The sequence below is a fragment of the Dactylosporangium sp. NPDC049140 genome (assembly GCF_040648435.1).
The window spans coordinates 125,812-152,099 of record NZ_JBEZDS010000001.1 but is presented as its reverse complement, the minus strand read 5'-3'; the positions used below and the strand labels follow the sequence as shown (position 1 = coordinate 152,099).

Here is a 26,288-nt window from a genome sequence, read left to right as displayed (position 1 = left end):
AGGCAGCGTTGGAAGGGACCCCTCTCATGAACGACGTGCAGACCATCAGCCCGGTCCGGATCGCCGCGAACCACGCGGTGACGAAGCGGCTCGGGAACTGGACCGCGGAGCGGCACTTCCAGGTGCGGGCGCACCGTGGCGTCGCGGTCCTCGACCTGCGGTCGCCGCACATCCCCGCCGGTGACATCACCATCGACCTCGACCTTGAGCACGCCATGACGAAGTTGCTGGTCGACGATGACGCGGTCGTCGAGGATTGGGACCTGCTGCGTATCGGTCGTGGCCGGGTCAAGGACGGCGAGGCGCCCAAGGGCGGCGGTGGCCGGCGGATCGTGCTCACCGGGCAGCTGCGTCAGAGTGAGGTCCGTGTGCACCGGGGTGGTATTGCCGTGCTGTCGGCCATGTTCTCGCGTGAGTTCCTGGTCGACGCGCGTCAGGCCTACAAGGAGGGCCGGACGCCGACGGTGGCCGATCCCGCGCACACGTCGTGACCGCGGCCGGCGATCCGCCGGTCGAGACCGGGACGGGGCCTCGCCGGCCGCCGGGTTTTGGCAGACTGCCCGCATGGCCGAGCCAGAGACGGTTGACGATGGCGGCACCACCGGGAAGCCGCGCTGGGGGATCATCGCGCTCGCGGCCTCAGCGGTGCTGACCCTCCTCGGCGGGGTGAGCGCGCTGGTCATCGGCCGCCTCGGCGATTCCCCGGCGGTGCCGCCGCGCTCGCCGAAGTACATCTCCTGCATGTATGCGGGCCAAGCCGGCGACCAGGGCTACTGCGACCGCTACGTCGCGGACGTCGCCCGGCGCGGCGACCTGACGCAGGAGCAGCGCGACCGGCTCGACGCCGACATGCGCAAGGCGGAGCGCGCGGTGCAGACGCCGCTGTCCTGCGCCGATGTGCTCGGCCAGGCGCCGTCCGGGCGATTCGCCGAGTGCGAGGGGCTGCCGGTGCCGGTCCGGTCGGATCGGGGGGTGCGCAACCGGGCGCTCTCGACCGGCGATCCCGCCGCCGACGTGCCGTCGTTCGTCGAGGCGATCAGGGTGTCCCTCGACCGGGCCGGGTACCCGGGGGGCACGGTCCGTGCCGCGCGGGCCGACGATCCGGCACCGCGCGGCACGATCATGTTCGGCGTGCCGATCGCCGAGGCTTGCTTCGTCGGCTACGAAGCCGTGCCGCGCGGTGGTGGCGGTTACGGCCTGCAGGGCAAGCTGCCCGACGGTCGTTGCCTGAGCGCGTAGAGGCGCCCGCCGGTCAGCCGTTGGTGCAGGTGGCCCCGTTGAGCCGGAAGGACGTGGGGTTGCTGTCGTTCGAGCCCCACGTTCCCTGGAATCCGAACGACGTGTTGCCGCCGGGCGGGATCTGGGCGTTGTACCCGACGTTGGTGGCCGTCACGGCGGACCCGCTCTGGCTCACGGTGGCGCTCCACGCGTTTGTGATGTGCTGGTCGCCGGGGAAGGAGAAGCCCAGGGACCAACCGTTGAGCGCGGTCGTGCCCGTGTTGGTCACGGTGACGTTGGCGGTGAAGCCGCCCGCCCACTCCGACTTCGTGTAGGAGACCCGGCAGCTTGCGTTCCCGTTGCCGCCGCCGGTGGAGCTCGGGCTCGGCGAGCCGGTGGTGGGGCCGCCGCCGATGCTGTAGGAGAAGTTGTTGACGGCCAGGCCGGTGCCGTTGACCCAGGGCTCGAACCCGGCCTGCACGCTGGTGATGTACCAGGAGTTCTGGGCGTAGCCGCGGTTGACCATGTCGCGGTAGAAGGACGAGACGTTGAAGCTGAGCGACGAGGTGGAACCCTGCCGCACGTAGGAGACGACGTTCCAGCCGTAGTTGCCGTACCAGACGTCCCAGTTCGCGCCCGCGATGTTGACCGTGCCGACCTGTGAGCCGGCGGCGTGCACGGAACCGGTCTTGTTGAGCCACACCATCAGCTCGGCGCCGGTGTTCTGGCCGTCGGTGCGCGGGGTCGGGTCGAACCAGACGTCGTACGAGGCGTCGTACACGCTGCCGTTGTTGGGGTACGACATCCCGACGCTCGTCGAGATCGTGCCGAACCGGCTGTCGCTCACCGCCAGCGGAAGGCCGCTGCCGGAGGTACAGGCGCCGTAGTGGCATCCGGCGTACACCGAGGGGTACGCGGCCGGGGCACCGTTCTGCGGCAGGTTGTGTACGGCCGACGTGACCGCGAAGCCGGTGCTCGTGACGTTGATGCACTGGGTGGTGTCGTCGCCCCAGACGTTGTTCTGCACGATGTACCGGCCGCCCTGGATGGACGTCGACCCGTACTTGGCGCAGATCTGGGTGTCGGCGCTGGCGGGCGGCGCCGCCAGGGCGATGGCGACGGCGCCACCGACCGCGAGGAGCGCGGCGGCGGCGACGATGGACGGTCGTCTCATGTGATCCTCCAGGCGTGGAACCACTTCCGGGAATGACGTCAGCCGAAGTAATGGATCGTCAGCTAAGTCAATATGGAAGCGCTTCCAACCAGCGGCGGGCAACGAGGAGGCGCCGGGAGGACGTGGCACCTGCGGCCGGAGGCGAAACTTTCAGGCCGAGTCGCGAACCACCAGGCGCGTCGGCAGGATCAGCGGGCTGGGCTCCCGATCGGACAGCAGCGCCGTGAGCATGCGGGCCATCTCCTGGCCCAGCACGCGGACCGGCTGGTGCACGGTGGTCAGCGGTGGATCCGTGCGGGCCGCGATCTCCAGGTCGTCGAACCCGACGACGGCCACGTCGTCCGGCACCCGGCGACCGCGCTCGCGGAGCACCCGGACCGCGCCCGCCGCCATGTTGTCGTTGGCGACGAACACCGCGTCGGGGTCGGCGCCGGCGTCCAGCAGGGCCGTCATCGCCGCGGCGCCGCCGGCGACGGTGAAGTCGCCGGCCGCCACGGCGGGCGGGTTCAGGCCGGCGATGGCCATCGCGTCGCGGTACCCGCGGTCGCGGGCCTCGCTGACCTCGGTGTCGGGCAGGCCGGTGATGGCGGCGATGCGGGTGCGTCCGAGCCCGATCAGGTGCTCGGTGGCCTTCCTCGCCCCGCCGCGGTTGTCCGCGTCGACGAACCATCGGGGTTCGCCGTGCAGCGGCCGGCCGCCGTAGACGGCGGGCAGGCCGGCCCGCTCCACGATGTGTGCGAGCGGATCGTCGCCGCGTAGTGCCAGGAGCATGACGCCGTCGACCGCGCGCGTGCCGAGCAGGCCCTGGAACCGGGCCTGGGACCGTCCCGACGCCGCCAGGCACAGCAGCAGGTGCAGGTCGGTCTCCTCCAGGGCGGCCGAGATGCCGACGATGACGTGGGCGAAGAACGGATCGGCGAAGAGGGCGGGATCGTCGCCGGAAACGGCCAGGGCGACCAGGCCGCTCTTGCGGGTGGCCAGCGCGCGGGCGCTGCGGCTGGGGGCGTACCCGAGGTCGCGGATGGCCTTCTCCACGGCCTTGCGCTTGTCGTGGCTGACGTGCGGCGCGTTGTTGATCACGCGGGACGCGACGGTCATCGACACGCCGGCGCGCGCGGCGACCTCGGCGAGGGTGGGCCGCCGACGGGACGGCCCCGCCGCTGTCGCCATGACCCGTCCCTTCGTCGGCGCGCCGTCGCAACATCGACGACGCACGCCCAGCGTACGAGGTGGCCGAACATGCCATGCATGCCGGAGAAATTAGTTGACACTGACTAGTCGGTAGTGGGGGCGGTTACGGCCTACAGGGCAAGCTGCCCGACGGCCGTTGCCTGACTGCGTAGACGGGCCTCACGCGACGGCGGCGGCGAAGGCGGCGAACAGGTCGCCGGACAGCGGGGTCTGCAGTCGCCACGTCACCGCCATCGGGCGTTCGCCCTGGTGGTCGACGTATGTGGCGGGGCCGAGGAACCAGAACGCGCGATCGTCGGCGCGCGTGCGGGCGAAGAGCAGGATCGACCGCGCCATCGACACATGATTTCGGTACCGGCGTCCGGTCGGGCTGTCGGCGCCCGTGGTCGACTGGCTCTCCCAGTGGATCAGGTCGCGGCTGATGGCGTAGTCGCGGTACCGCGTCGTGGGCGAGAAGTCGCCGCTGGTCTTGTCCAGCGTGAAGGCCAGCAGGTCGGCGCCGGCGGCCTTGGCGTCGTAGACGCCCTCGCGCCATTGCGGCGTTTTCACGCCGGTGCCCTCGCCGACCGCGGCCAGGATTTCGAGGCGGGTGTACTGGCTGTGCACCTGCAGCGGAATGTTCGGCAGGGCCTGCTGCTGCAGGTGATTCGGGGCGTCGCCAAGGACGTGCAGCAGCTCGTCCAGCTCGGCGATCACCTGAGGATGCGACCAGACCAGATCGACCGCGGACAGCAGCGAGTCGTGCTTGGTCACCACGGTGTCGGCGAGGTTGGCCAGGAGCATCCGCAAGAGGCGCTGTTCACCGGCCGGCAGCGCGTCGACGTCGGAGGCCTGCGGCCGGCCGAGCAGCGCCCGGTACCCATGCAGCCGCTGGGGGTCGTCGATGTGCTGCATGCGGGCGATGCCGCGGCGCAGCGCCTGCTCGTGGGGGCCGGGGTCGGCGATGGCGAGGCCGGCGGCTTGGCGCATCTCCGACCAGCTGTGGTTGCCGGCGTAGATGTCGCTGACCTCGAGGCCGGTTTCGGTGAGGTACTCGGCCAGCGTGACGGCCGGGCGGCCTTGGGCGAGGGCGCGGAGCTCGTCGACCTTGAGCGGCCAGCGGGACGGGATGGCGTCGCGGATGCTGCGCAGCACAATCTCCCGGGCGATCCGGTCGAGCTCCATGTGGCAGCCGGCAGGCAGGAACGGGAAGCCGTCGGTGATTGATCGTTCGAGGTCTCGGCGGCTGCCGCCGAGCAACGCCCGGTACCGCCGATCGAATCGGAATTCGCGCCGGTGCGTGCCGACGAAGTCGAGGACCGTGCACATGGTCTTGCGCTTGGCGGTGCGCAGGCCGCGGCCCAGCTGCTGCAGAAACAGGGTGGCGCTTTGGGTTGGGCGCAGCATGAGCAGCGTGTCGACGGCGGGGACGTCGACGCCCTCGTTGAAGAGGTCGACGGAGAAGACCACCTGGACGGTACCGTCCTCGAGCTGCCGCAGGGCCGCGCGGCGGTCGGCGTCCGCTGTTGTTCCGACGACGGCTATGGCGGCGACGCCGAGCTTCTGGAACTGCGCGGCCATGTACTTCGCGTGGGCGATGCTGACGCAGAAGCCGAGGCAGCGCACGGTGGCGACGTCGTCGACGTGCGCGGCGAGCTGCTGGTAGACGAAGCGGACCCAGGCGTCGTTGCTGGTGTAGACGTTGGTGAGTGCGGTGTCGTCGTAGCCGTGGCCGCGGCGCCAGGGAACGTCGCGCAGGTCGACGCCGTCGTGGATGCCGTAGTACATGAACGGAACCAGGCGGTGCTGTTCGATGGCGTCCCAGAGGCGGAGCTCGGCGGCGATGCGATCGTCGAACCAGTGCAGGATCGGCAGGCCGTCGGCGCGTTCCGGGGTCGCGGTCAGGCCGAGCAGCTGGCGGGGTTCGAGCTCCTCCATGATGAAGCCGTACGACGCGGCCGCGGCGTGGTGGAACTCGTCGACGATTATGACGTCGAAGTGGTCCGGCTGGAGGTGCTCGCGGCCGGCGGCAGCGAGGCTCTGGATCGAGGCGAATACGTGCTCGAAGGCGGTCGGCCGGGCGCCGCCGACCCAGAGCTCGCCGAAGGTGAAATCGCGCATCACCTGCCGGAACGTCGCCAGGCTCTGCTCGAGGATCTCCTCGCGGTGGGCGACGAACAGGAGGCGGGCCCGCGGCAGCGTGGTCCGCAGCCGGGCGTAGTCGACGGCCGCCATGACCGTCTTGCCGGTGCCCGTCGCCGACACCAGCAGGTTGCGGTGCTGGCCCCGGGAGCGGGACAGCTCGATGAGCTCGAGCATCCGCTCCTGGAACGGCTCGAGGCGGACCTCGAGCGGGCTGAGGACGGTGAGGACGCGTCCCGGCGGCTGGCGTTCGCGGTCGAGGGCGGCCAGGAAGTCGTCGCGGACGTACGGAAGGAAATCGCCGCCCTGCCAGTAGCTGTCGAAGACCGCCTCGATCTTCTTGACGACGTCGAGGTTGCGGGCGGCGGAGACACGTACGTTCCACTCCAGGCCCGCCACCTGGGCGGAGTGCGTGAGGTTCGACGAGCCGACGTAGGCGGTGCTGAAGGCGGAGTGCCGGTGGAACAGCCAGGCCTTGGCGTGTAGCCGCGTCGTGGAGGAGTCGTAGGACACCCGGACATCGGCGCCGAGCTCGGCCAGCAGGTCCAGGGCCTTCGCCTCGGTGGATCCGGTGTACGTCGTGGTCAGCACACGGAGCCGCCTGCCTTGCGCGCAATGCTCCCGCAGGGCCTCGAGCAGCGGCCGGATGCCGCTCGTGCGGATGAACGCCATCACCACGTCGACGCCGTCCGCCGAGGCGATTTCGGTGTGGATCTGGCTGCCGACCCGAGGCTCGCCGGGTGCGTTCGTCAGCAGCGTGGTGTCCAGCAGCGGAATGAGCGGCCGACCGGCCGTGTGGACCGAGCCGTCGGGACGGCGTACGCCGATCGCGTGGAGGATGTGGCCCGGCGGGAGCGGCCCCTCCGCGGTCGGCTCGGTCTTCGGCAGCCGAGCGCCGAGCGACGCGAGCAGCTGCTGGGCCACCTCGACGCCGATGGCGACGCGGTCCTCCTCGGGAACCGCCTCGAGGGCCCGCTCGACCTGCCGGGCGAGCAACTGCGCGATTCGGTCGGCGGCCTCCGCCGAGCGCAGGCTCTGGCGGCGGATCAGCTCGGTGTCGACGTTGGCGAGCTGTCCTTCGAGGGCCTTGGTGACAACGACCTCGTACAGTCCGCTCGGCAGCTGATCAACCACCGCAACAGTTTGCCCTACCGGCGCCCTCGGTGGCGCCGCCCGCTTGGGCGACGCCACCGAGGCCGAATCGATGGCCGGCGTCAGACTCTGGCCAGCGTCCAGAGATGATCGGCCGTGCCGTTGTCGCCCCACTGCAGGACCTGGGCGCCGGAGCTGGTGCTCATGTTTGTTACGCCGAGGACCAGACCGCTGTTCACGCTGCGGATTTTGTAGTGGCCGGCACCATCGGAGTCCACCGACCAGAGGTGGTCCGTGGTGCCCGTGTCGCCCCAGACGAGGGCGGTCGCGCCTTGGGCGGTGGAGGCGTTCTGGATGCCCAGGACCAGGCTGCTCAGTTGGTTGACGATTTTGTACTGCCCGTTGCCGACGGACACGAGCGTCCAGATCTGTGACGTGCTGCCGCCGGCGGTGGACTGGACGACGGAGGTGCCCCAGGCGGTCCCGGCGTTCAGGGTGTCCAGGCGCAGGTTGCTGTTGGCGTTCGTGATCCGGTACGTGCCTGCCAGGTCGGTCGGGGTACCGCCGGATCCGGCAGTAATCGTGATGCGGTAGGCGTTGTTGGTCGCCATGGTGATCGGGACCGAGATCGAGCCGTTGGACGGCGTGTAGGTCGTCGTTGACACGGTGCTCGGGCCTGAGGACGCTACCGTGCGGCCCAGCGACACCGTCTGCTCGACCTTCACGCTGACCGTGCTGCCGAGGCTGAGGGCGTTGAGTCCGTTGACCGTCACGGCGCACGAGCCGTTGCAGCCGCCGGCGATGATGCTTACCTGGTTGCGGCTCGAGGGTACGGCGGCGAAGCCGTCGATGCCGGTCTGGGCCGGCGGGGTGGTGACGACCATGTTGCCGTTCATCGCGGCGTACCAGGTGTAGAGCCAGTAGGCGGCGTTCGGGCTGCCGCCGCGGGCGGTCAGCAGGTCGCCGAGGGTGCCGGACTGGTTCCAGAAGGCGAGCTCCGCGTCGCGCACGCCGAGGCGCTCGAACTTCGCGACGTAGCCGACCAGCGGGCCGGGAAGACCGACCTCGCCCGGTGCGGCGTACTCCTCGATGGCGATCGGGCGCCGGCTGATGCCGAGCTGGTCCTCGATGGCCTGGACAGTGGCCACGTCGCCGGCGATCTTGGAGGATCGGGTGAGCTCGTGCCAGGCGATGACGTCCGGCACGGTGTTCGTGGCCACGGCGTTCTGCAGGAAGTTCCGCATGTCGCCGATGTTGTCCGAGAAGCTGGGGCCCTGGATCGGCTTGTTCGGGTCGAGCGAGCGGACCTGGCGGAACGTCGTGGTCCAGAAGCTCTCGTAGGTGCCGTTCGCCGAGTTCCAGGTGTTGTCGGACTCGTTCCACAGCTCGTACGCGGAGATGCTGTTGTAGTACGACGAAGCCTTCATCGTGTTGATCTGCGAGTTGATGAAGGGTGTCCAGGTGCTCCAGCTGAACTGGTACGGCCAGCCGGCGTAGTAGTCGGAGAGGCGGTTGACGAGCTTGGCGCCGGTGCTGACGGCCGTCGGGGCCACGACCGAGATGTCGCCGGTGGGCTGCTGGCGGCCGCCCGCGGGCATCTGGACGAACGTGTTCGGCTTGATCGCCTGGGCCAGCGACACCGTGGGCTGGGTCGCGTTCGCGAGCCCGTAGAGGCTTCCGGTCGCGACGTGGGTCACGGGGCGCAGGGTCTGGCTCGCGTCGACGACGAGGGTGTTGGCGGCGGTGGCGGCCGACGCCGGGCTGAGCACGAAGCCGGCGGACACCACGGCGATGGCGGCGGCCACCGTGAGCGCCAGGACTCGGGGGATTCGGACGGTCTGCGGCATGCTTGCTGTCCTTCCGTTCGATGTCCGTCCCGGGAAGGAAACTAGGAAATCGATTGCCTTGACGCTAAGAGGGCATGAATCGGCATGTCAAGGCCGGTTACTGTCACATCGGAAGGAAACTCGGAAACTCCGGAAAAGTGTTATGGGCGCCGGCTGTGGCGAGTCGTGGGTCTTGACGGCGCCTGTCACCATTCCCCCGAACGGGTGAAGGGGGATGGGGCGGCCCGATGTTTCTCGACGCGGTATTCGAGTTCCCGACCTTCCTGTTCACCTTTCTCCTCGCTTTAGTCGTTTTGTACTGGGTCGCCGTTCTTTTCGGTGGAGCCGACATCGAGGCGTTCGAAGCGGTTGACATCGGACTCGGCGGAATGCCGGTCACCGTGGCGGTATCGGTCGTCGTGACGGTGGGCTGGTTCGTCAGCCTGGCCGCCATGACGGTCCTCGGCGGTCCGGTGCTGGGCGGGGTCGTCCTGCTGGCCGCCCTCTTCGCGGGCCTGCTGGCCGTCCTTCCGCTGCGACGGCTTTTTCCGACCACGACCGGCGACTCGCGAACAGCATTTGTCGGGCGTACCTGCGTCATCCGCACCGGCACCGTCACCGAAACGTTCGGCCAGGCCGAGGTCACCGCCGCCGACGGGTCCAGCGCGATCGTCCAGGTGCGCCAGACCGGCGCCGACAGCTTTTCCGCGGGCAGCCCCGCGGTGATTTATGAGTACGACCAGAACGGTGAGTTCTTCTGGGTCATTCCCCACCCCGGACAGAGGGAGACTTCATGACCGTCATCACCACCGGCTTTCTCATTGCGCTCGGCGTGGCCGTGCTCGTCGTGGTCGGTGTGCTGCTCGCCGTCAGCCGGCTGTTCCGCAAGATTGAACAGGGCAAGGCGCTCATCATCTCCAAGGTGCGCAAGGTCGATGTCACCTTCACCGGGGCCGTGGTCCTTCCGGTACTCCACAAGGCCGAGGTCATGGACATCTCGGTCAAGACGATCGAGATCGAGCGGACCGGGCGGGAAGGGCTGATCTGCCGCGACAACATCCGGGCCGACATCCGGATCACGTTCTTCGTGCGGGTCAACAAGACCACCGAGGACGTCATCAAGGTCGCGCAGGCGATCGGAACCGTTCGCGCCAGCGATCAGGAGACGTTGCAGGAACTGTTCAACGCCAAGTTCTCCGAGGCGCTCAAGACCGTCGGCAAGCAGCTGGACTTCGTCGACCTCTACACGAAGCGCGATGAGTTCCGGGACCAGATCGTCCGGGTGATCGGTACCGACCTCAACGGGTACAGCCTCGAAGACGCCGCCATCGACTTTCTCGAGCAGACCCCGCTGGCCAGCCTCGACAGCGCGAACATTCTCGACGCGCAGGGCATTCGGAAAATCACCGAGTTGACCGCGATCGAGCACGTGCGCACGAACGAGTACCGGCGAAATGAAGAGAAGGAAATCAAACGGCAGGACGTCGACGCGCGGGAGGCGGTGCTCGAGCTGGAGCGCCGGCAGGCCGAGGCGGAGATCAAGCAGGAGCGCGAGGTCGCCACGATGCGGGCGCGCGAGGAGGCCGAGACCCTTCGCGTGCGGGCCGAGGAACGGCTCAAGTCGCAGACCGCCGAGATCCGTACCGACGAGCAGGTCGGCGTGCAGCACGAGAACAAGCGGCGGGAGATCGCCGTGGCCGAGAAGAACCGCGAGCGGGTCCTCGCGATCGAGTCGGAGCGGATCGAGAAGGACCGCATGCTCGAGGTCATCTCCCGGGAGCGGGAGACCGAGCTGACCACGATCGCCAAGAACAAGGAGGTCGAGGCCGAGAAGCGGGCCATCGCCGAGGTCGTCCGGGAGCGGATCGCGGTCGAGCGCACCGTCGCCGAGCAGGAGGAGCAGATCAAGCGGCTCCGGGTGGTCGAGGAGGCCGAGCGCACCCGCCAGGCCGTCGTCATCCAGGCCGAGGCCGAGGCGCAGGAGAGCCTGGTCAAGGACATCAAGGCGGCCGAGGCGGCCGAGCAGGCCGCGAAGTTCCGGGCCCGCGAGGAGCTGGTGCTCGCCGAGGCCCGGCAGCAGACCGCCGAACTGGAGGCGCGCGCCAAGATCCGGCTGGCCGAGGGCACGCAGGCGGAGGCGGCCGCGGCCGGCCTCGCCGACGTGCAGGTCCGGGAGCGCAACGCCGAGGCGATCGAGAAGATCGGCCGGGCCGAGGCGGCCGTCGAGCGGGAGAAGGCCGTCGCGACCGCCGAGGCGATCGAGAAGGCCGGCCTCGCCGAGGCCGTCGTGGAGCGGGAGCGGGGCGCCGCCCAGGCCTCCGCGCTGCGCGACAAGCTCAAGGGCGAGGCCGAGGGCCTCAACGACAAGGCCGCCGCGCTCGCCGCGATGGACGAGGCGACCCGCAGCCACGAGGAGTACCGCCTGCGCCTGGAGACGGAGAAGGAGGTCCGCCTCGCCGGCATCGACGTGCACCGGCAGGTCGCCGAGCAGCAGGCGCTCGTGCTGGCCGCCGGCCTGGAGAAGGCGAACATCGACATCGTCGGCGGCGACAGCGTCTTCTTCGACAAGCTGCTCGGCTCGATCAGCCTGGGCAAGAGCATCGACGGGTTCGTGCAGCACTCCGACGTCGTGCAGACGGTCGGCGCCTCGTACCTCAACGGCGGTGGCGACCTGGTCGGGGACCTCGGGCGGCTGCTCGGCTCGCTGAGCACCGCCGACGTGTCGAACCTGACGCTGTCCGCGTTCCTGGTCCAGCAGATCCAGCGGGGCGGGCCCGACCGGGACAAGCTGCGTGACCTGCTGGACACGGCGCGGCAGCTCGGCATCGCCGACAAGCCGGTCGCGGCGCTGGCGGCGGCCCAGCAGTGACCGCCGGCGTGGCGGCGGGGGCCGCGGTGAGCGAACGCGCAGCAGTGGCTGTTCATGTGTCGCCGGGCGCTGCGATGAGCGAACGCGCAGTGGGCGTTCGTGTCGCGGTGGGCGAACGCGCGGTGGCGGCTGCTCACGTGGCGGTGGGCGCTGCGATGAGCGAACGCGCGGCGTCGGCTGTTCGTGTGGCGGTGGGCGCTGCGGTGAGCGAACGTGCAGTGGCGGGCGTTCATGTAGCGATGAGCGAACGCGCGGCGTCGGCTGTTCGTGTGGCGGCGGGCGCTGCGGTGAGCGAACGTGCAGTGATGGCTGTTGACGCGGTCATGAGCGAGGCCCAGCGATGACCGTCGACACCGCGGCGCCCGCCGCGGCGAGTCTGGACGCCGGCACCTACGAGGTGCTGCGCGACCGGCTCGCCGCGCAGGCGGCCGAGCTGACCCGCCGGGCCGAGGCCCTCAACACGCAGCGGACCGAGGTGTTCGGCGGCACCGAGCTGCGGCTGCTCGGTACCGAGCGCATTCGGACGGAAAACAACTGCGTTCCGCGCGACATCGTGTCCATCGGTGACCGGATGCTGTTCGGATACAACGTTTTCATCGGCCTGAAGCCGGAAACGACCGTCGCCGACGTGTTCTCGTTGCACCGGTTCAGCCGCGCCGGTGACGCGTTCCGGTTCGACGAGCCGGAGTCCCAGGAGCTGCTGCGTGACCCACAGTTGCTGCGCGACTTCGGCGAGCTGTACAAGTACTATCGCGACACTCGTCTTTTGCAGTTGCGCCGGCTCGACGGCAAGCTCCTCGCCGTCTTCCAGACCGGGCCCCGCACCGACGACATCAAGGTGCTGCGGTGGACGGTCGGCACCGCCGGCAGCGTGTCCTATGTGGACGGCCGCGGCGAGCGCGACCATGTTTTCCCGCCGTCGCACGACTTCGAGTGGACCCCGGTCGGCCGGGAGCACCACGTGCTCGGGCGGCACCCGCACATCTCCATCGAGGACGTCGTCTTCGTCGAGACCGTCGGCGGCGACCTCACCGTCAAGGTCGAGAACAACACCGAGACGGGCGAGGGGGTGTACCGCGAGCCGGTCGACGAACCACTGCAGAGCCTCGCCGACGCCGATGTCAGCTACGCGCGCATCGGACCGCTCGTTTTGTTGCGCATCCGGCCGTACAAGGAAACAGCCTTTCGCTTTTTGGTGTTCAACACGCGCACCCGGTCGGTCGTCCGGCTCGACGGGATCGGCCAGGGCTGCCAGCGGCTGCCGGAGGACCAGGGCCTGATCTTCCCCGGCGGCTACTACCTGGCCACCGGCGTCGCGCGGACGTTCGACACCGACGTCGCCGACCTCGAGTTCGAGCGCGTCATCCGGTCCACCAACGGCGAGGACGTGCTGTACGTCTTCCATGCGCGCGTCGACGGCCGATCGCTGCTGCTGCCGTACAACGTCATCCGCAAGGCGGTCGCGAACCCGATCGTGTGCCACGGCTACTCGCTGTTCGACGACGGGACGCTCGTGGTCTTCCGGGCGCTGTCCGAGGAGCCGACGCGCGTGCACACCATGCAGGTGTGGCAGACGCCGTACCTGTCCGACACGTACGCCGCGGCCCAGCCGACCGGCGCCGGGCCGCTGGACCGGGTGGGCAACGCCGACCTGGTCCGCGGCATCTCGGACTGCCTGTCGGTGGCCCGCATGGTCGGCGAGATGGGCCCGTCCGCGGCGGTCTTCGAGGCCATCATCGCCGCGTGCCTGCGCACGTTCGATCACTACCACTGGCTCGGCGAGCCGGAGCTCGGCGACCTGCGCAGCCCGCTCGCCGAGCTGCGCAACACCGCCGAGCAGGTGCTCGCCGAGTTCGAGCGGGTGCAGGCGCTCACCGAGCAGGCGGCCACCGCCGTCGGCGAAGCGGCCACGCGGATCGAGTCGCTCATCCGCCGCTCGCAGGGCGAGTCGCCGGTCGACACCGACGCCTGGGTCCGCCGCCTCGCCGAGCTCCGCCAGGCTCAGGGGTCCCTGGCCCCGCTGCGCGAACTGCGCTACGCCGACACTGAGCGGATCGCTCACCTCGAACAGCGCGTTGGTGACGAACTTGTCGCCGCGGCCCAGCGGGCGGTCACATTCCTGCAGCGCGATGACGCCTTCGCCGGCTACCACGCCGACGTCGAGCGACTCGTGGCCGACGCCGACGCGATCGGTACCGTGGCCGCCGCCGCCCCGGTCGCCGAGCGGCTGGCCACCCAGGCCGAGGGTTTGCAGATCGTCACGGACGTGGTCGGCTCCCTCGAGATCGCCGACGCCACCGTGCGTGTCGGCATCCTCACCCGGATCGGCGAGGTCCTGGGCTCCGTCAACCGCGCCCGCGCGACCCTCGACGCCCGCCGCCGCGAGCTGCTCGCGGTCGAGGGCCGGGCCGAGTTCGCGGCCGAGTTCGCCCTGCTGGGCCAGGCGATCGTCGGCGCGCTGGCGGTCGCCGACACGCCCGGACGGTGCGACGAGCAGCTGGGCCGGCTCATGCTCCAGCTGGAGAACCTCGAATCGCGCTTCGGCGAGTTCGACGACTTCCTCGCGCAGCTGGGCGACAAGCGCACGGATGTGTACGAGGCCTTTTCCTCGCGTAAACAAGCACTCCTCGATGAGCGTTCGCGCAGGGCCGACCGGCTGGTCGAGTCCGCGGAGCGCATCCTCGGCAGCATCGAGCGCCGGGTCGCCGCGATGACCTCGCCCGACGACGTCAACACGTACTTCGCCGCCGACCCCATGGTCGCGAAGCTGCGCGGCGTCGCCGCAGAGCTGCGCGAGCTGGGCGACCAGGTCCGCGCCGAGGAGCTGGAGGGCCGGGTCAAGACGGCCCGGCTCGAGGCCGGCCGGATGCTGCGCGACCGGCTCGACCTGTTCGGCGGCTCGACCGACGTCATCCGCCTCGGCCGCCACCAGTTCGCCGTCAACACCCAGGCGATCGACCTCACGCTCGTCCCGCACGGCGACGAGCTGGCGTTCACCGTCACCGCGACCGACTTCCGCGCACCGGTCGACGACCCGGTCATCGTCGCGGCGCGCCCGTTCTGGGGGCAGCTGCTCGTTTCCGAGACGCCCGAGGTGTACCGCGCCGAGCACCTCGCCTGCCTGGTGCTCGACGCCGCGGCGGCCGGAGTGTCCATCTCGGACGGTCCCGTTTGGACACTCGACGCGCTGCACCAGGCCGCGGTCACCGACGGCGGCCTGCGCGACATCGTCCGGCGCGCGGCCGACAGCCGTTACGACGAGGGGTACGAGCGCGGCGTCCACGACCACGACGCCGCCCTGCTCCTCGAAACGCTGCTGCGGTTGCACGCCGGCGCCGGACTCCTGCGCTATCCGGCGTCCGAACGCGCAGCGGCGCAGCTGTTCTGGGCGTTCCGCGCGGACAACGCGGCCAAGGCGGCCTGGACGCGGCGCGCGCAGTCGCTCGCGCGGGCCCGGTCCGTGTTCGGTCCGTCAGAGGCGATTGCGCAATTGTGCGCAGAATTGCAAGAGGCGATCGGATCCTCGGGGGACTACCTTTTCGAGGAGCTGAGCACCGCACCGGCCGGATTCGTCACGAGCGCCGCGGCGCGGACGCTTGTCGACCGATTCGCGCGGGCGGGATTCATCCGGGAGCTCCACGAGGACCTGCGCGCCCTCGGCGCGGATCTCGACGCCCGCCGCCAGCTCGTCCACGCGTGGCTGTCGTCGTTCGACAAGGGTTCGGTCGATCTGGACGAGGCGGTGGCGATCGTGCTGGGCGGGACCGACCTGCCGCGGTACGACTCCTCCGCCGCCCTGACCGCGACCGTCGAGGGCCTGCTCGGGGCCCATCCGCGGATCGTCGGGCGCCGGATGGAGGTGCGCCTCGACGAGGTGCTCGCGCGCACCCGCCGGTTCCGGCTCGAGCGCGTTCCGGCGTTCCGCGAGTACCAGCGGCGCCGCAACGAGCTCGCCGCGCAGGAACGGCAGCGGCTGCGGCTGGAGGAGTACAAACCGAAGGTGATGAGCGCATTCGTGCGCAACCGGCTGCTCGATGAGGTCTATCTGCCGCTCATCGGCGACAACCTCGCACGTCAGCTGGGCGCGGCCGGCGACGCGAAGCGGGTCGACCAGATGGGCCTGCTCCTGCTCATCTCGCCGCCCGGCTACGGCAAGACGACGCTGATGGAGTACGTCGCCAGCCGCCTAGGGCTCGTGTTCGTCAAGGTGAACGGCCCGTCGCTCGGCCATCTGGTGACGTCGGTCGACCCAGCGGAGGCGCCCAACGCGACCGCCCGCCAGGAGGTCGAGAAAATCAACTTCGCACTGGAGATGGGCAACAACGTCCTGCTGTACCTCGACGACATCCAGCACATGTCGCCGGAGCTGCTGCAGAAGTTCATCTCCCTGTGCGACGCCCAGCGCCGCATGGAGGGCGTCTGGAATGGCCGAACGCGCACGTACGACCTGCGCGGCAAGCGGTTCGCGGTGTGCATGGCGGGCAATCCGTACACCGAGTCGGGTGCGCGTTTCCGCATCCCGGACATGCTCGCGAACCGGGCCGACGTGTGGAACCTCGGCGACGTCCTGTCCGGCCGTGAGGAGCTGTTCGCGCTGAGCTACATCGAGAACGCGCTGACGTCCAACACCGTGCTCGCCCCACTGTCCACTCGCGACCGCGGCGACGTCGAGCTCCTGGTGCGCCTGGCCCGCGGCGACGACACCGTGCGGCCGGACCAGCTCGCCCACCCGTACTCGGCGGTCGAGGTCGACCAGATGCTGTCGGTGCTGCGCAAGCTGCTGCGCGTGCAGGAGGTGGTGCTCGCGAACAACCGCGCGTACATCGCGTCCGCGGCCCAGGCCGACGCGTCGCGCACCGAGCCGCCGTTCCTGCTGCAGGGCTCGTACCGCAACATGAACAAGCTCGCCGAGCGCGTCGTGCCGGTCATGAACGAGGCCGAGCTGGAGGCCGCGATCGACGACCACTACATCGGCGAGGCGCAGACGCTGACCGCCGGCGCCGAGGCGAACCTGCTCAAGCTGGCCGAGCTGCGCGGCCGCCTCACGCCCGCGCAGGCTGCGCGCTGGGGCGAGGTGAAGGCGGCGTACCTGCGGGCGCGGGCGCTCGGCGGGGACGGGGACGACCCGATGAGCCGGGCGGTCGGCGCGGTCGGGCTGCTGGCGGACCGGGTCGGCGCGGTGGAGGCCGCAATCAACCGCGCGGCGGGTTCGTGACGGCGCGGCCGCCGCTTTCAGCCGGCGGCGGGTTCGTGACGCCGCGGCCGCCGCTTCCAGGCGGCGGCGGGTTCGTGACGGGCGGGTTTGTGACGGCGCGGCGGCGGGCTCGTGGCGCCGCGGCCGCCGCCTTCGGGCGGCGGCCGCGTGTCCGTCTAGGCGAACACCAGCGCGACCAGCCGCTGCGTCGCCTGCTGGAACGGCACGGCCAGGGTCATCTCCGCGTCGTCGACGTAGTTCAGCGCGGCGGTCAAGGTCCTGCGCCCGTCCGGCGTGCTGTACATCAGCGCCGCGTGGCCCGCGGTACCGCCGTTGTGGGTGATGATTTTGCCGCCGTCCGGTGCGTCCTGGACGAAGACCCCGAGGCCGTAGCCGACCTTCGGGTGCGGCGTGCACATCTCGGCCAGCAGCGGGGCCGGCAGCAGCCGGCCGCCCACCAGTGCGGAGATGAACGTCTGCAGGTCCCGGGTGGTCGAGATCATGTCGCCGCCGCTGGAGATCCATGAAGGGTCGTGCCGGGTGACGTCGACGGTCTGGTCCTCGTAGCGGTAGTACCCGTGGGCGTGCGGCTCCGGGATCTCCGCGCCGTCGGGGACGATGGTGCCCTTCAGCCCGAGCGGGCCCAGGATCAGCCGCTGCATCTCCTCGGCGACGGTACGGCCGGTGACTTTCTCGATCAGCAGCCGGGCCAGCACGTAGTTGGTGTTGGCGTAGCTCCAGTCGGCCCCCGGCTCGAACCGCGGCGGCTTGGCCAGCGCGAAGCGCACCAGCTCCTCCGGCCGGTGGGCGTGGAACCGGTTCTCCAGCCATTCCCGGCCCTGCTGCAGCGGGTTCGGCATCCCCGGCACGATGGTGCCGTCCTCGAAGTACTCGCCGGTGAAGTTGAACACCCCGCTGGTGTGCTGCAGCAGCATCCGTACCGTGATCCGCGGATCGAGCCCGAACTCCGGAAGGTGGTCGGCGACCGAGTCGTCCAGTCCGAGGCGGCCCTCACCGACCAGTTGCAGGACGACTGTCGCGGTGAAGGTCTTGGTGTTGCTGCCGATTCGGTGGTACCCGTCCATCGGCGGCGCCGCCTCGCCGTCCAGCTCGCTCGTCCCGGCGGTACCGACCCATTCGCCCTGCTCGTCGTGGACCCGCAGCTGCACCCCGACGAAGCCGGAGCCGACCATCTCATCGATCGCCTGCTGCAGTTCGGGCCGCGGGCTGGTGTTGTTCGACATGTTGAGGCTCCCGGTGCGTCGGCTCGGATGACCCGGCGGTCCCGGGTGCAGGAAAACCATGACGGCCGACGCTGTCACCGCCCTGACCGCGCACAGACATGCGATTCCCGGCCGGTGTCAGCCGAAGCGCGCGAGCAGCAACAGCAGGGGCACGCTCAAGCACGAGCCCACCGCGGCGGCCGCGGTGCCCAGCGCGACCGCGGCCAGCGCTCCCGACCCGGGCCGCGGCCGCCACGACGTCGCGCCGGAGAGCACGGCGACCGTCAGCGCGACGATGACGATCCCGATACCGGTGCCGACCGCCACGACCACCGTGAACAGCGTCGTCGCCAGCGCGCGGAAGTCTCCGGGCCGGGCGCAGCTGAACTCGGCACAGGTCGATGACGGCGGCCCGGTCGACCAGGACCGGGCCCACAGGGCGAACAGCACGGCCGCCGCGGCACCCCAGAACACCAGCACCGCGGCGGCGCCGGCGCCGACGGCGAGGAATGGCCGCGCTGAGGTCTGACGCATGACCCGATGGTCCGCCGCCGAGCGCCGCGGCGCCTGGGCCCGGTATCTCAACCCCCATGAGTAGCGCGACTCAAGACCCAGGAGCCGGCATGGAGCGCCGCCCTCACGACGGGAGGGCGGCGCTCCGCGGTCAGGCGTCGCCGCGCAGGCGGCGGGCCAGCTCCTCGATCTGGGCGTCGATGTTGGTCTGGCGGTCCGCCTCGGCGTCGCGGCCCTGCTCCTCGATCCGTTCCTTGCGCACCCGCACGTTGTGCTCGTTCTGCTGGATCTGCACGTCCAGGTCGCCGACCTCCCGCTCGGAGCGGTTCTTCAGCGTCTTTTCGTGCAGCCGGTTGTCGACGGTGAGCTGCCGGGACAACAACCCGTCGTAGGTCGTCGGCCGGGTCATCTTCTTCACCAGGACGGGCAGGCAGTCGAGCACCATGAGCAGCAGCCGCACGAGGTTGCTCTGGAAGAGCACGAAGAAGTTCTGACCGCCCAGCTCGGTCAGCGCCTTCTCCTGGTCGAGCAGGCCGGGCCGGTCCATGTCGGCCTTCTTCTGCTCCACGCGCTGCTTGATGGCGGCGGTGACGTTCTGGGAGTACGTCTGGCTCGCCGCGGCCAGCTGGGCGTCGATGCCGGAAATCTTGGTGTTGGCCGCGTCGAGCTCGTCCTGGCGATCGGCCCGGCCGCTGCTCGCCTTGTACTGCTGGGTCTCGCCGCGCAGCTGCCGGCAGTTCGGCCCCTCGCCGACCCGGCCGCTGAGCCCGTTGCCCTTCGTGCCGTTGCACTCCTGCCGCGCCAGGTCCTCGCGCCGGTTGATCTCGGTGTCGATCGCGGCGATGTCCGTCTTGGCCTTGTCCCGCTCGCGCTCGGCGGCGGCCTTCGCGTCCAGCAGCGGCCGCGGCGCCCCGGGCACGTTGAGGGTGAACTCCTTCGAGCAGCCGGCCGCGTCCTTCGGCGCCTCGCCGTCGAGCGGGTTGCAGCGTTTGAGCGTGCTCTCGTACGTCTCGATGCTCTCGGCGCGGGTCTGGTTGATCTGCGTGTGGATGTCGGTGCCGAACATCCACAGCAGCAGCGGCTCGGCGACGACCAGGCCCATGAGCACGGAGATCGCGGTGCGGGCGATGAACGTGCCGGTGCCCATCCCGCCGGTGCCGTGCGTGTTGGACACGAGCCAGCGGTCGAAGCTCAGGACGATGTACCCCCACGTCAGCGCGGCGGGCACGAGGATCAGCGGCGAGATCTGGTGCGAGCCGAGCAGGACGTACATCGACAGCGCGGCCATGAGCCCGGTGTTGAGCACGATCGCGCCGAGCCGGGTGTACCGGTGCCGCTCCTCCGGCGCCCAGTCCAGGATCGTCTCGTCGACGCCGGCGATGTGGCGCAGCACCCGTCCCGGGCCCATGCGGGCGGGGCGCGACGGGCGGTACGGCTCCCGCTTGATCTCGACGGTGTCGTCGTCGGTCTGCGGGCGAATCAGTACGGTCTCAGTCATCCGGTCTCGTCCACTCCGCCGGGGTCTCCGTCGAACTCGGCCTCGGTGCCGGCGCCGACCGCGCGGCCGCCGCGCGCGTCCCGGCCGGCCAGTGCCGGCTCCGGCATGTCCATCACCTTGGCGAACAGCCGGTCGGCGCCGAGGTCCGAAGTGTTGAAGTGCCCCTGCGCGGCCAGGTGCTTGGCCATGTCGAACTGCCGCTCCTGCAGCAGCCGGGCATCCTCGCGGGCCTCTCGCCGGTCCTCGATCCGCTCCTCGCGCTCCTGGTCGTGGCGGCGCTGCTCGAACTCCCGGCTCTGCTGCCGCTCCGCGGCCGACCACGAGTGCCGTGCCCCCTCGGCCTTCAGGTCGCCCTCCTGCAGGGCGAGGGTCTCCTCGCGCTTGGCCAGCGCCTGCTGCAGCATCGCGTCGCGGGCGCTGTCGTCGAGGGCCTTCAGCCCGGTGGAGAGGCCCTGGGCGTCGAGCTGCCCGGCGGCGTAGGCGGCCAGCAGCGCCCGCTTCGGGTCGCCGTTGATCATTTCCGCGTTCGCCTCGAACTCGGCGCGGGCGGCCTCGTTGCGCTGGCGGACCAGGAAGATCTCCTGGGCCGTGTCGGCGCGGGTCTTGCGCAGCGCGGAGGCGTGCTGATCCTCGTCCAGCTCGATGTCGAGGCGGGTCTTGCGCTGGCCGTGGGCGTGCGAGTCCCCGTCGAGCTCGAGGTCGAGCGAGTGCTTGCCGCGCTGGATCTGCGCGCCGTGCCGGGCGGTGTGGGACTCCTTGAGCTGCAGGTGCTCCATCTCGTAGATGTCGAGCTGGTGGGCGAAGTCGGAGTCGCGCAGCTTGCTCTCGAACTCGATCACCGCCTTGGGGCTGGAGACCTCGACGTTCGCGAAGCGGACCTGCAGGCCCGGCACCCGCGCCGGCACGTGGGTCAGGTAGGCCCGGATCTGCGCGCTGACCACCCGGCGGACGTCGTTGACGTCGGTGAGCTTGTACTCCAGCCCGAGCTCGAAGACGCGATGGTGCGCCTTGAGGTGCCCGGTGAGCGACGACACCGCGTTCACGCCGCCCTGCACGACCATCGTGGGGTCGTTCACGGTACAGGTGAAGGTCACGTAGACGTCGAAGAACGACGCGTCGGCCGAGGGGATCGTGAACGTCACGGTGACCAGCGCGTCGCGGCGCATGTCGACCACGCTGACGTTCGTCGCGTTGACGACCCGCTCGTCGACCGGCGACATGCGGTCCTCGTCGAGCACGAAGTCGTTGCCGACGCGGTAGACGAGCGACTCGTGGGCCGACGGCCGCGGGATCTCGTCGGGCCGGCGGCTGCGCCGGCTGAACCAGCGGGTCTTCTCCGCCTTGGTCAGCACGCGTGACTCGATGATGGGGTAAGGGTCGGTAGTCATCGTCTTCCTTCCGGCCGGATCTTCACTGCGATGGCTTCGAGACAGGCGACGAGGACCTCGGCCAGCGGCTCCCGTCGTCCCTTGCGAATGCGCTCGTCGACGCGGATGAACGTGTCCTGGAACGCCTCCCGCTCGCTGGTCGGCAGCGCCGCGGCCAGGGCCCGGCCGAACGCGCGGGCGGTCTCCGACGGCTCATTGCTGATGTCCGGCAGCGCGTGCAGGGCGGCCCGGAGCGCGGCGAACGCCTCCCAGCGCAGCGGGCGGTAGACGAGGACGCCGGCCCAGATCCGGGCGATCTGCTCCATCCGGTCCTGGTCGGTGTAGAGGTACTCGGCGATGGCCGGCCGCGTGGTGCGGAAGCTCCGGGTGCGCACGACCGAGAGAGTCATCAGCATCGTGAGGTCGCGCAGGTGCACGAGCTGCGTCCACGGCATCGGCCCCTTGCCCGGGCGGCGCCCGTCGCCGGTGCCGAAGCTGGCCATCTTCTTCTCCAGCAGGCCCAGCACGATGCTCGGGTCGCCGTGCTCGTCGTCGCGCAGCGTGGTGAACAGGTTGGCCATCGCGATGCAGCTGACCGTGAACAGCACGTCGTCGCGGGTCTGGGAGCCGAGCTGCCAGAGCCGGTTCACCGCGTCGGACGGGAAGAACATGCCGAGCTCGCCGCCGAGGGCGACGGCCGCGGTCCAGCGCCGGGCCGCGGCCTTGTCCTGGGCCCAGCGGACCGCCGTCTCGAGGGCGACGGGCTCGAGCCCGTCGCGGTGGCACAGCAGCCACAGGACGTACGCGGTCATGACCTGGCCCGGCAGCCCGATCGCGCCCGTCGACCAGCGGTCCAGGTAGGAGCGCTGCACCTCGTCGACGCTGCAGCAGGCCAGCCAGGCCAGGCCGCTGCTGATCGCGGTCACGTCGCCGGCGTCGGTCGCCACCGCGGCGTCGAGCCATTCGCGCACGGCGTTCCAGAAGTGGATCGTCTGCGAGCGCCACAGCACGGCCAGGACGTACCGGCGGTAGGCGGGCTCCTTGAACTCGATCCGCTGGATGGTGCCGCCGCGCCACGGCACGTCGGACATGACGATAAGGCTCGTGTCGTGCAGCCGGGCCTCGCGCTCGCCGAAGATCGAGGCGTCGCGGCGGCGGAGCTCGGCCCGTGCCGCGCGGCCCTCGACCCGCTGCGCCATGATCTCGTGCAGCAGCTCCAGCAGCGTCTCGTAGGTGCGCACGTCGGTGCCGGCCAGGAAGCACGCGGCCGTCACGGCGTGCAGCTCGCGCTGGCTGGGGCCGCCGGCGAACCACTCGCGCACCTGCCGCTCGGCGCTCTCGTCCTGCTTGCGCAGCGCCTCGTCGACGGTCAGCCCCTCGTCGCGGATTCTCGCGGCGAGGGCCGCCACCTTGGCCGGCGAGGCGTCCTCGGGCAGCGAGGCGAGCACGGCGGCGACGGTCTGTTCGAGGTCCGGGTGGCCGGCCAGATGCGCGCGCAGTACCTCGGCCACGGGCGGGCAGCTCCAGGGCACGCGGGCGATCGAGCCGGCCGCGACGCCGACGTAGTCGTTGGTGATGACGAGGAACGCCTTGGCCGCATCGACGTGCTGGCGAAGGCTCGACCAGCTGAACTCGACGTCCGCCCGGCCGCGCTCGCGGACCTGGTCGAGCACGAGGTAGCCCTTGGCCGCCTCGTACACGCGCTCGGTCAGCTGCTGGGGCGTGCTCAGTGGCGACAGCACGACGATCTCGTCGCGGGTGACCCGGCGCAGCAGGCTTATCGCGCCGGCCCGCCGGCCGAGGCCCGGGCGCCCCTCGATGACGACCACGCGGTCCTGCTGCAGCTTCGCCACCGTGTCGGGGAAGCACTCCGGCTCGGCGTAGGTCGAGGTGATGGCGTCGATCTCCGCGGCGCTGAGCTTGCCGGTCACCTTCCGCTGCCCGCCGGCGCGGCGCTCGCCGTCGTCGAGCACGCCGAACTGGGCGCCGGTGGCGTTGACCTCGGAGTAGAAGTGCATGTTGACGTTGCTGACCTGCTCGCGGATCTTCTCGTTCTCGGCGCGCGTGGCCCGGGCCTGGTCCTCGACCACCCGGCCCAGGTCGAGGTCGGGCGTCTCCTTGGGCTTGTCCGCCGGCGGTTCGGCCGGCTCGGTTGGTTCGGCCGGCTCGGTTGGTTCGGCCGGCCCGGGTTCGGCCGGTGCGGCTTCTTCCGCGGCCTCGTCTGCGGCCTCTTCCGGCGCTGTCTCCGTGGTCACGCGCTACGCCTGGTAGTGCTTGACGATGCCGAAGACGCCGTTGCTGACGTCCACCCGTCCGTGGAAGTTGTTCACCACGCTCGGCGCCGCCGGCGCCGGGTCCGGGTCGGTCGCCGGCTCGTCCAGCATCGCGACGAGCTCGTCGGCCAGCCGGTCGGCGTCCTGGACGGCGTCGCGGAAACGCAGCGTGCGGTACTGGCACAGCGCCAGCCCCCGCAGCTCCAGCGGCAGCTCGCCCGCCGGGGGCAGCTCCGAGTCGCCGACGAGGATCGGGACCACGACGGCCTCGCGGCGCAGGGCCTCCGCGACCTCGCGGCGGACGTAGTCCTTGGGGTCGTCGATGCGCCGGCGACCGTCCTCGCCCCGCTCCAGCCAGCGCGAGCCGATCACGACCGCGAGGACGCGGCACTGCCCGACGGCGGTCCAGATCTCGGCCGGATAGGCGGCGCCGGGTGGAATCGATCGGTGATCACGAAAGACCCGCGCCCCGATCCGCTGGGTCAGAGCTTGATCGATCAGCACCGCGGCGAGTGGCTCGTCCGCGGTTCGATAGCTGATCATAATGTCGATCATCGGTGCGTCGGCCCCTTTTCTCGATTGCGAGTGCAAAGCTTCGCCGCTGATTCCGGCGTCGGCAAGGTGTTGCGTGTAGCTCAATCGGTGGAGGTTGCCGATTGTGCCCGGACGGCTCGGCCGGGCGGCCCGATCGTCCCGCTCAGACCGTGTCCGGGCGACCGGAAGGGCCATCGGGAACTGGCCGAATTCTGCACCATTCCGGGTATTGGCGAGCGTGGCAGAATAGTGCCTGGCGGCACTTGCGCGCAGGCCCGATGCTTGATGGAAACCCCCGCCCGGCGGGCGCGACTTTACGCGTCGGAAGCATTACTCGGAGGCACCGTGGCAGAGAAATTCGGCCCCGAAATGCGGCGCCTGCGACTGGCGGCGGGATGGTCGCTGAGCCGCCTGGCCGACGAGGTGCATTACCACAAGAGCCATCTCAGTAAGATCGAGAATGGCGTACAGCTGCCGAGCCCGGAGTTCGCCCGGGCAGTCGACAACGCGTTCAAGGCGAAGGGCGGCCTCGCGGGGCTGGCCGAGGCGCCGGCGCCCGCCCGGGGCCGCCGCGCCGGTCGCGCCCCGCGGCGGCCCGGCGACGGCGTCGAGGTCGTGTACGTCGCCCGCGACGGCGCCGGGGGCTTCGCCGACCGGTTCGCGTGGCCGGCGGCCGGTGGGCCCGACGCGGGCCACGACCACTACGAGTGGTACCGGCTGATGTTCGACATGCTGCGCGGCCGGGGCCAGGCCACCGCGCCGTCCTCGCTGCTGCCGCACCTCATCCTGCACACCCGCGAGCTCGAAGCGGCCGCTGGCGCCGCCACCGGTACCGCGGGCCCGCCGCTGTGGCAGCTCGCCGCCCGCTACGCCGAGTACACCGGGTGGATGGCGCAGGAGAGCGGCAACGACGAGCACGCGCGGTACTGGACGGACCGTGCGGTCGAGCTCGCGGACGAGGGCGGCGACCGGAGCCTGCGCGGGTACGCGCTGGTGCGCCGGGCCGAGCTGGCCATGTACCAACTCCGCCACGAAGAGACCGTCGCGCTGGCGCAACAGGCCCAGCGGCTCGACTGCGGCAGCCGGGTCCGGGGGCTCGCGGCGCAGCGGGAGGCGCAGGGGTACGCCATCGGAGGCTCGGTTTCGCAGTGCCACCGGGCGCTCGAGCGCGCCGAGCGCTGGCTGTCCGAGCCGGAGACCCGCGGCCCGCTGCCCGCGCTGGGCACGACAAACGTCACCGACCTCAACGACATGGCGGCCGGCTTCTCGCTTGTCGACCTCGGCGATGCGGCGCGCGCCGCCGGGCTGCTGCGTGACCAGCTGGAGCGCACGCCGCCGTACGCGTACCGCATGCGCGCACGCATCGGCGCGCGGTACGCGCTGGCCCTCGTCGGGGTCGGGGACGTTGAGCGGGGCTGTGCCGAGGCGCGGCGGGTCCTGCAGTGGTGCGCCGCGACCGGGTCGGCCACGATCGCCGCCGACCTGCGCCGGCTGAGCCGGGAGCTGAACCGCTGGTCGTCCCGGCCGCACGTGCGGGAACTGCTGCCGGAGCTCGCCGCCGCGGTCGCGGGGTATTGACAGGCATTGCCAACGGGCAACCCCTGCCCGGCCGGTGCGGCGGTTGCACACCCTGGTTACGGGGGTGCAACCGCACCGATGGTCACGAGGGCTGGCGCCGAACGCCAGCCACTCGTCCGGCGATGAGAGTTCGTCGAACGATCGGGGCCGCCACGGCGGTCGCGGCCGGAGTGCTGGCGGCGCTCGGCACCGCGGCCCAGGCGGCCCGCGAGCCCGCCGAGGGCCTTTCCGCGCTGCCGCGGATCGCGCCCTGCGCCACGGTCCGGCGCGGCAACACCGAAGGCATCCTCACCACCTCCAGCGGCGCGAACCCCAACTCCACCGCGGTCGTCAAGGTGCAGCGGGAAGGCGTCGAGGCGACCCTTCCCGACGCGGGACCGTGAAGCTGAGCCGCATCGGCAAGCTGAGCTACCGCACCTATCAGCTCAACCCGAGCGGCGTCGCGGTGTGGTCGTACCAGGTCCCGATCGACATCAACGGCGGCACGCTGCAGGCCGGCGACCAGCACCAGTGGTCGACGCGGTTCGGTCGCACGTCACACCCGATTTCGCTGTTCCAGATCTCGCGAAAGTGGTTGCTACGGTAAGACCGAGACATTCCGGCGAGGCAGGGGAGGG

19 protein-coding genes are annotated in these 26,288 nt (G+C 70.6%); 9 read left to right on the top strand and 10 right to left on the bottom strand.

Going from position 1 to position 26,288, the window contains the following annotated elements:
• The first annotated feature begins 26 nt into the window (after positions 1-26).
• Entirely contained in the window at positions 27-491 is a 465-nt protein-coding gene (locus AB0B76_RS00650) for a hypothetical protein (RefSeq protein WP_360367074.1), read from the top strand.
• Positions 492-564: 73 nt separating this feature from the next.
• Entirely contained in the window at positions 565-1,239 is a 675-nt protein-coding gene (locus tag AB0B76_RS00645) for a hypothetical protein (protein WP_360367071.1), read from the top strand.
• 13 nt (positions 1,240-1,252) lie between these two features.
• On the opposite strand, the gene AB0B76_RS00640 is transcribed toward AB0B76_RS00645, so the two are convergent.
• The 4 genes from AB0B76_RS00640 to AB0B76_RS00625 all read right to left on the bottom strand — a co-directional run bounded on the left by AB0B76_RS00640 (position 1,253) and on the right by AB0B76_RS00625 (position 8,643).
• On the bottom strand, positions 1,253-2,392 hold the full coding sequence (locus tag AB0B76_RS00640) for a cellulose binding domain-containing protein (RefSeq protein ID WP_360367068.1): 1,140 nt from the start codon (positions 2,390-2,392) through the stop codon (positions 1,253-1,255).
• 150 nt (positions 2,393-2,542) lie between these two features.
• On the bottom strand, positions 2,543-3,562 hold the full coding sequence (locus AB0B76_RS00635; RefSeq protein ID WP_360367065.1) for a LacI family DNA-binding transcriptional regulator: 1,020 nt from the start codon (positions 3,560-3,562) through the stop codon (positions 2,543-2,545).
• A gap of 180 nt (positions 3,563-3,742) precedes the next feature.
• Positions 3,743-6,838, bottom strand: a complete 3,096-nt coding sequence (locus tag AB0B76_RS00630; protein WP_360367062.1) for a DUF3427 domain-containing protein — start codon at positions 6,836-6,838, stop codon at positions 3,743-3,745.
• Between the two features lie 80 nt (positions 6,839-6,918).
• Positions 6,919-8,643 carry an RICIN domain-containing protein gene (locus AB0B76_RS00625; RefSeq protein WP_360367059.1) on the bottom strand — a complete coding sequence of 575 codons (1,725 nt, stop codon included), beginning with the start codon at positions 8,641-8,643 and terminating at the stop codon, positions 6,919-6,921.
• Positions 8,644-8,870: 227 nt separating this feature from the next.
• Here AB0B76_RS00625 and AB0B76_RS00620 point away from each other — a divergent pair, with 227 nt between their 5' ends.
• The 4 genes from AB0B76_RS00620 to AB0B76_RS00605 are packed head-to-tail and all read left to right on the top strand — an operon-like array spanning position 8,871 to position 16,706.
• Complete coding sequence (locus AB0B76_RS00620; RefSeq protein WP_360367056.1) at positions 8,871-9,419, top strand: hypothetical protein; 549 nt, start codon at positions 8,871-8,873, stop codon at positions 9,417-9,419.
• Positions 9,416-11,491: a flotillin family protein gene (locus tag AB0B76_RS00615; RefSeq protein WP_360367053.1), complete on the top strand. Its 2,076-nt coding sequence runs from the start codon at positions 9,416-9,418 to the stop codon at positions 11,489-11,491. The genes AB0B76_RS00620 and AB0B76_RS00615 overlap by 4 nt, the downstream gene beginning before the upstream one ends.
• A 26-nt stretch (positions 11,492-11,517) precedes the next feature.
• Positions 11,518-11,835 carry a hypothetical protein gene (locus AB0B76_RS00610; protein WP_360367050.1) on the top strand — a complete coding sequence of 106 codons (318 nt, stop codon included), beginning with the start codon at positions 11,518-11,520 and terminating at the stop codon, positions 11,833-11,835.
• Positions 11,832-16,706, top strand: a complete 4,875-nt coding sequence (locus AB0B76_RS00605) for a DNA repair ATPase (RefSeq protein ID WP_360367047.1) — start codon at positions 11,832-11,834, stop codon at positions 16,704-16,706. Before AB0B76_RS00610 ends, AB0B76_RS00605 begins: the two co-directional genes overlap by 4 nt.
• A 155-nt stretch (positions 16,707-16,861) precedes the next feature.
• Here AB0B76_RS00605 and AB0B76_RS00600 read toward each other — a convergent pair whose 3' ends face one another.
• From AB0B76_RS00600 to AB0B76_RS00575, 6 genes are all read right to left on the bottom strand, one after another.
• Positions 16,862-17,929 carry a serine hydrolase domain-containing protein gene (locus tag AB0B76_RS00600; protein ID WP_360367044.1) on the bottom strand — a complete coding sequence of 356 codons (1,068 nt, stop codon included), beginning with the start codon at positions 17,927-17,929 and terminating at the stop codon, positions 16,862-16,864.
• A gap of 117 nt (positions 17,930-18,046) precedes the next feature.
• A complete protein-coding gene (locus AB0B76_RS00595) occupies positions 18,047-18,442 on the bottom strand; it encodes a hypothetical protein (RefSeq protein WP_360367041.1) in 396 nt (131 codons plus the stop codon).
• Between the two features lie 130 nt (positions 18,443-18,572).
• Positions 18,573-19,919 (bottom strand): DUF4407 domain-containing protein, encoded by a 1,347-nt coding sequence (locus tag AB0B76_RS00590; RefSeq protein WP_360367038.1) that lies wholly within the window; start codon positions 19,917-19,919, stop codon positions 18,573-18,575.
• Positions 19,916-21,307 (bottom strand): hypothetical protein, encoded by a 1,392-nt coding sequence (locus AB0B76_RS00585; protein WP_360367035.1) that lies wholly within the window; start codon positions 21,305-21,307, stop codon positions 19,916-19,918. Before AB0B76_RS00585 ends, AB0B76_RS00590 begins: the two co-directional genes overlap by 4 nt.
• A complete protein-coding gene (locus AB0B76_RS00580) occupies positions 21,304-23,541 on the bottom strand; it encodes a hypothetical protein (RefSeq protein ID WP_360367032.1) in 2,238 nt (745 codons plus the stop codon). The genes AB0B76_RS00585 and AB0B76_RS00580 overlap by 4 nt, the downstream gene beginning before the upstream one ends.
• A gap of 3 nt (positions 23,542-23,544) precedes the next feature.
• Positions 23,545-24,102 (bottom strand): toll/interleukin-1 receptor domain-containing protein, encoded by a 558-nt coding sequence (locus tag AB0B76_RS00575; protein ID WP_360367029.1) that lies wholly within the window; start codon positions 24,100-24,102, stop codon positions 23,545-23,547.
• Between the two features lie 336 nt (positions 24,103-24,438).
• Between AB0B76_RS00575 and AB0B76_RS00570 the strand changes: the two genes are divergently transcribed.
• From AB0B76_RS00570 to AB0B76_RS00560, 3 genes are all read left to right on the top strand, one after another.
• Positions 24,439-25,671, top strand: coding sequence for a helix-turn-helix transcriptional regulator (locus AB0B76_RS00570; protein ID WP_360367026.1), 1,233 nt, complete (start codon positions 24,439-24,441; stop codon positions 25,669-25,671).
• A gap of 122 nt (positions 25,672-25,793) precedes the next feature.
• Complete coding sequence (locus AB0B76_RS00565) at positions 25,794-26,054, top strand: hypothetical protein (protein ID WP_360367023.1); 261 nt, start codon at positions 25,794-25,796, stop codon at positions 26,052-26,054.
• Positions 26,051-26,257, top strand: a complete 207-nt coding sequence (locus tag AB0B76_RS00560; protein WP_360367019.1) for a hypothetical protein — start codon at positions 26,051-26,053, stop codon at positions 26,255-26,257. The genes AB0B76_RS00565 and AB0B76_RS00560 overlap by 4 nt, the downstream gene beginning before the upstream one ends.
• Positions 26,258-26,288 lie beyond the last annotated feature (31 nt).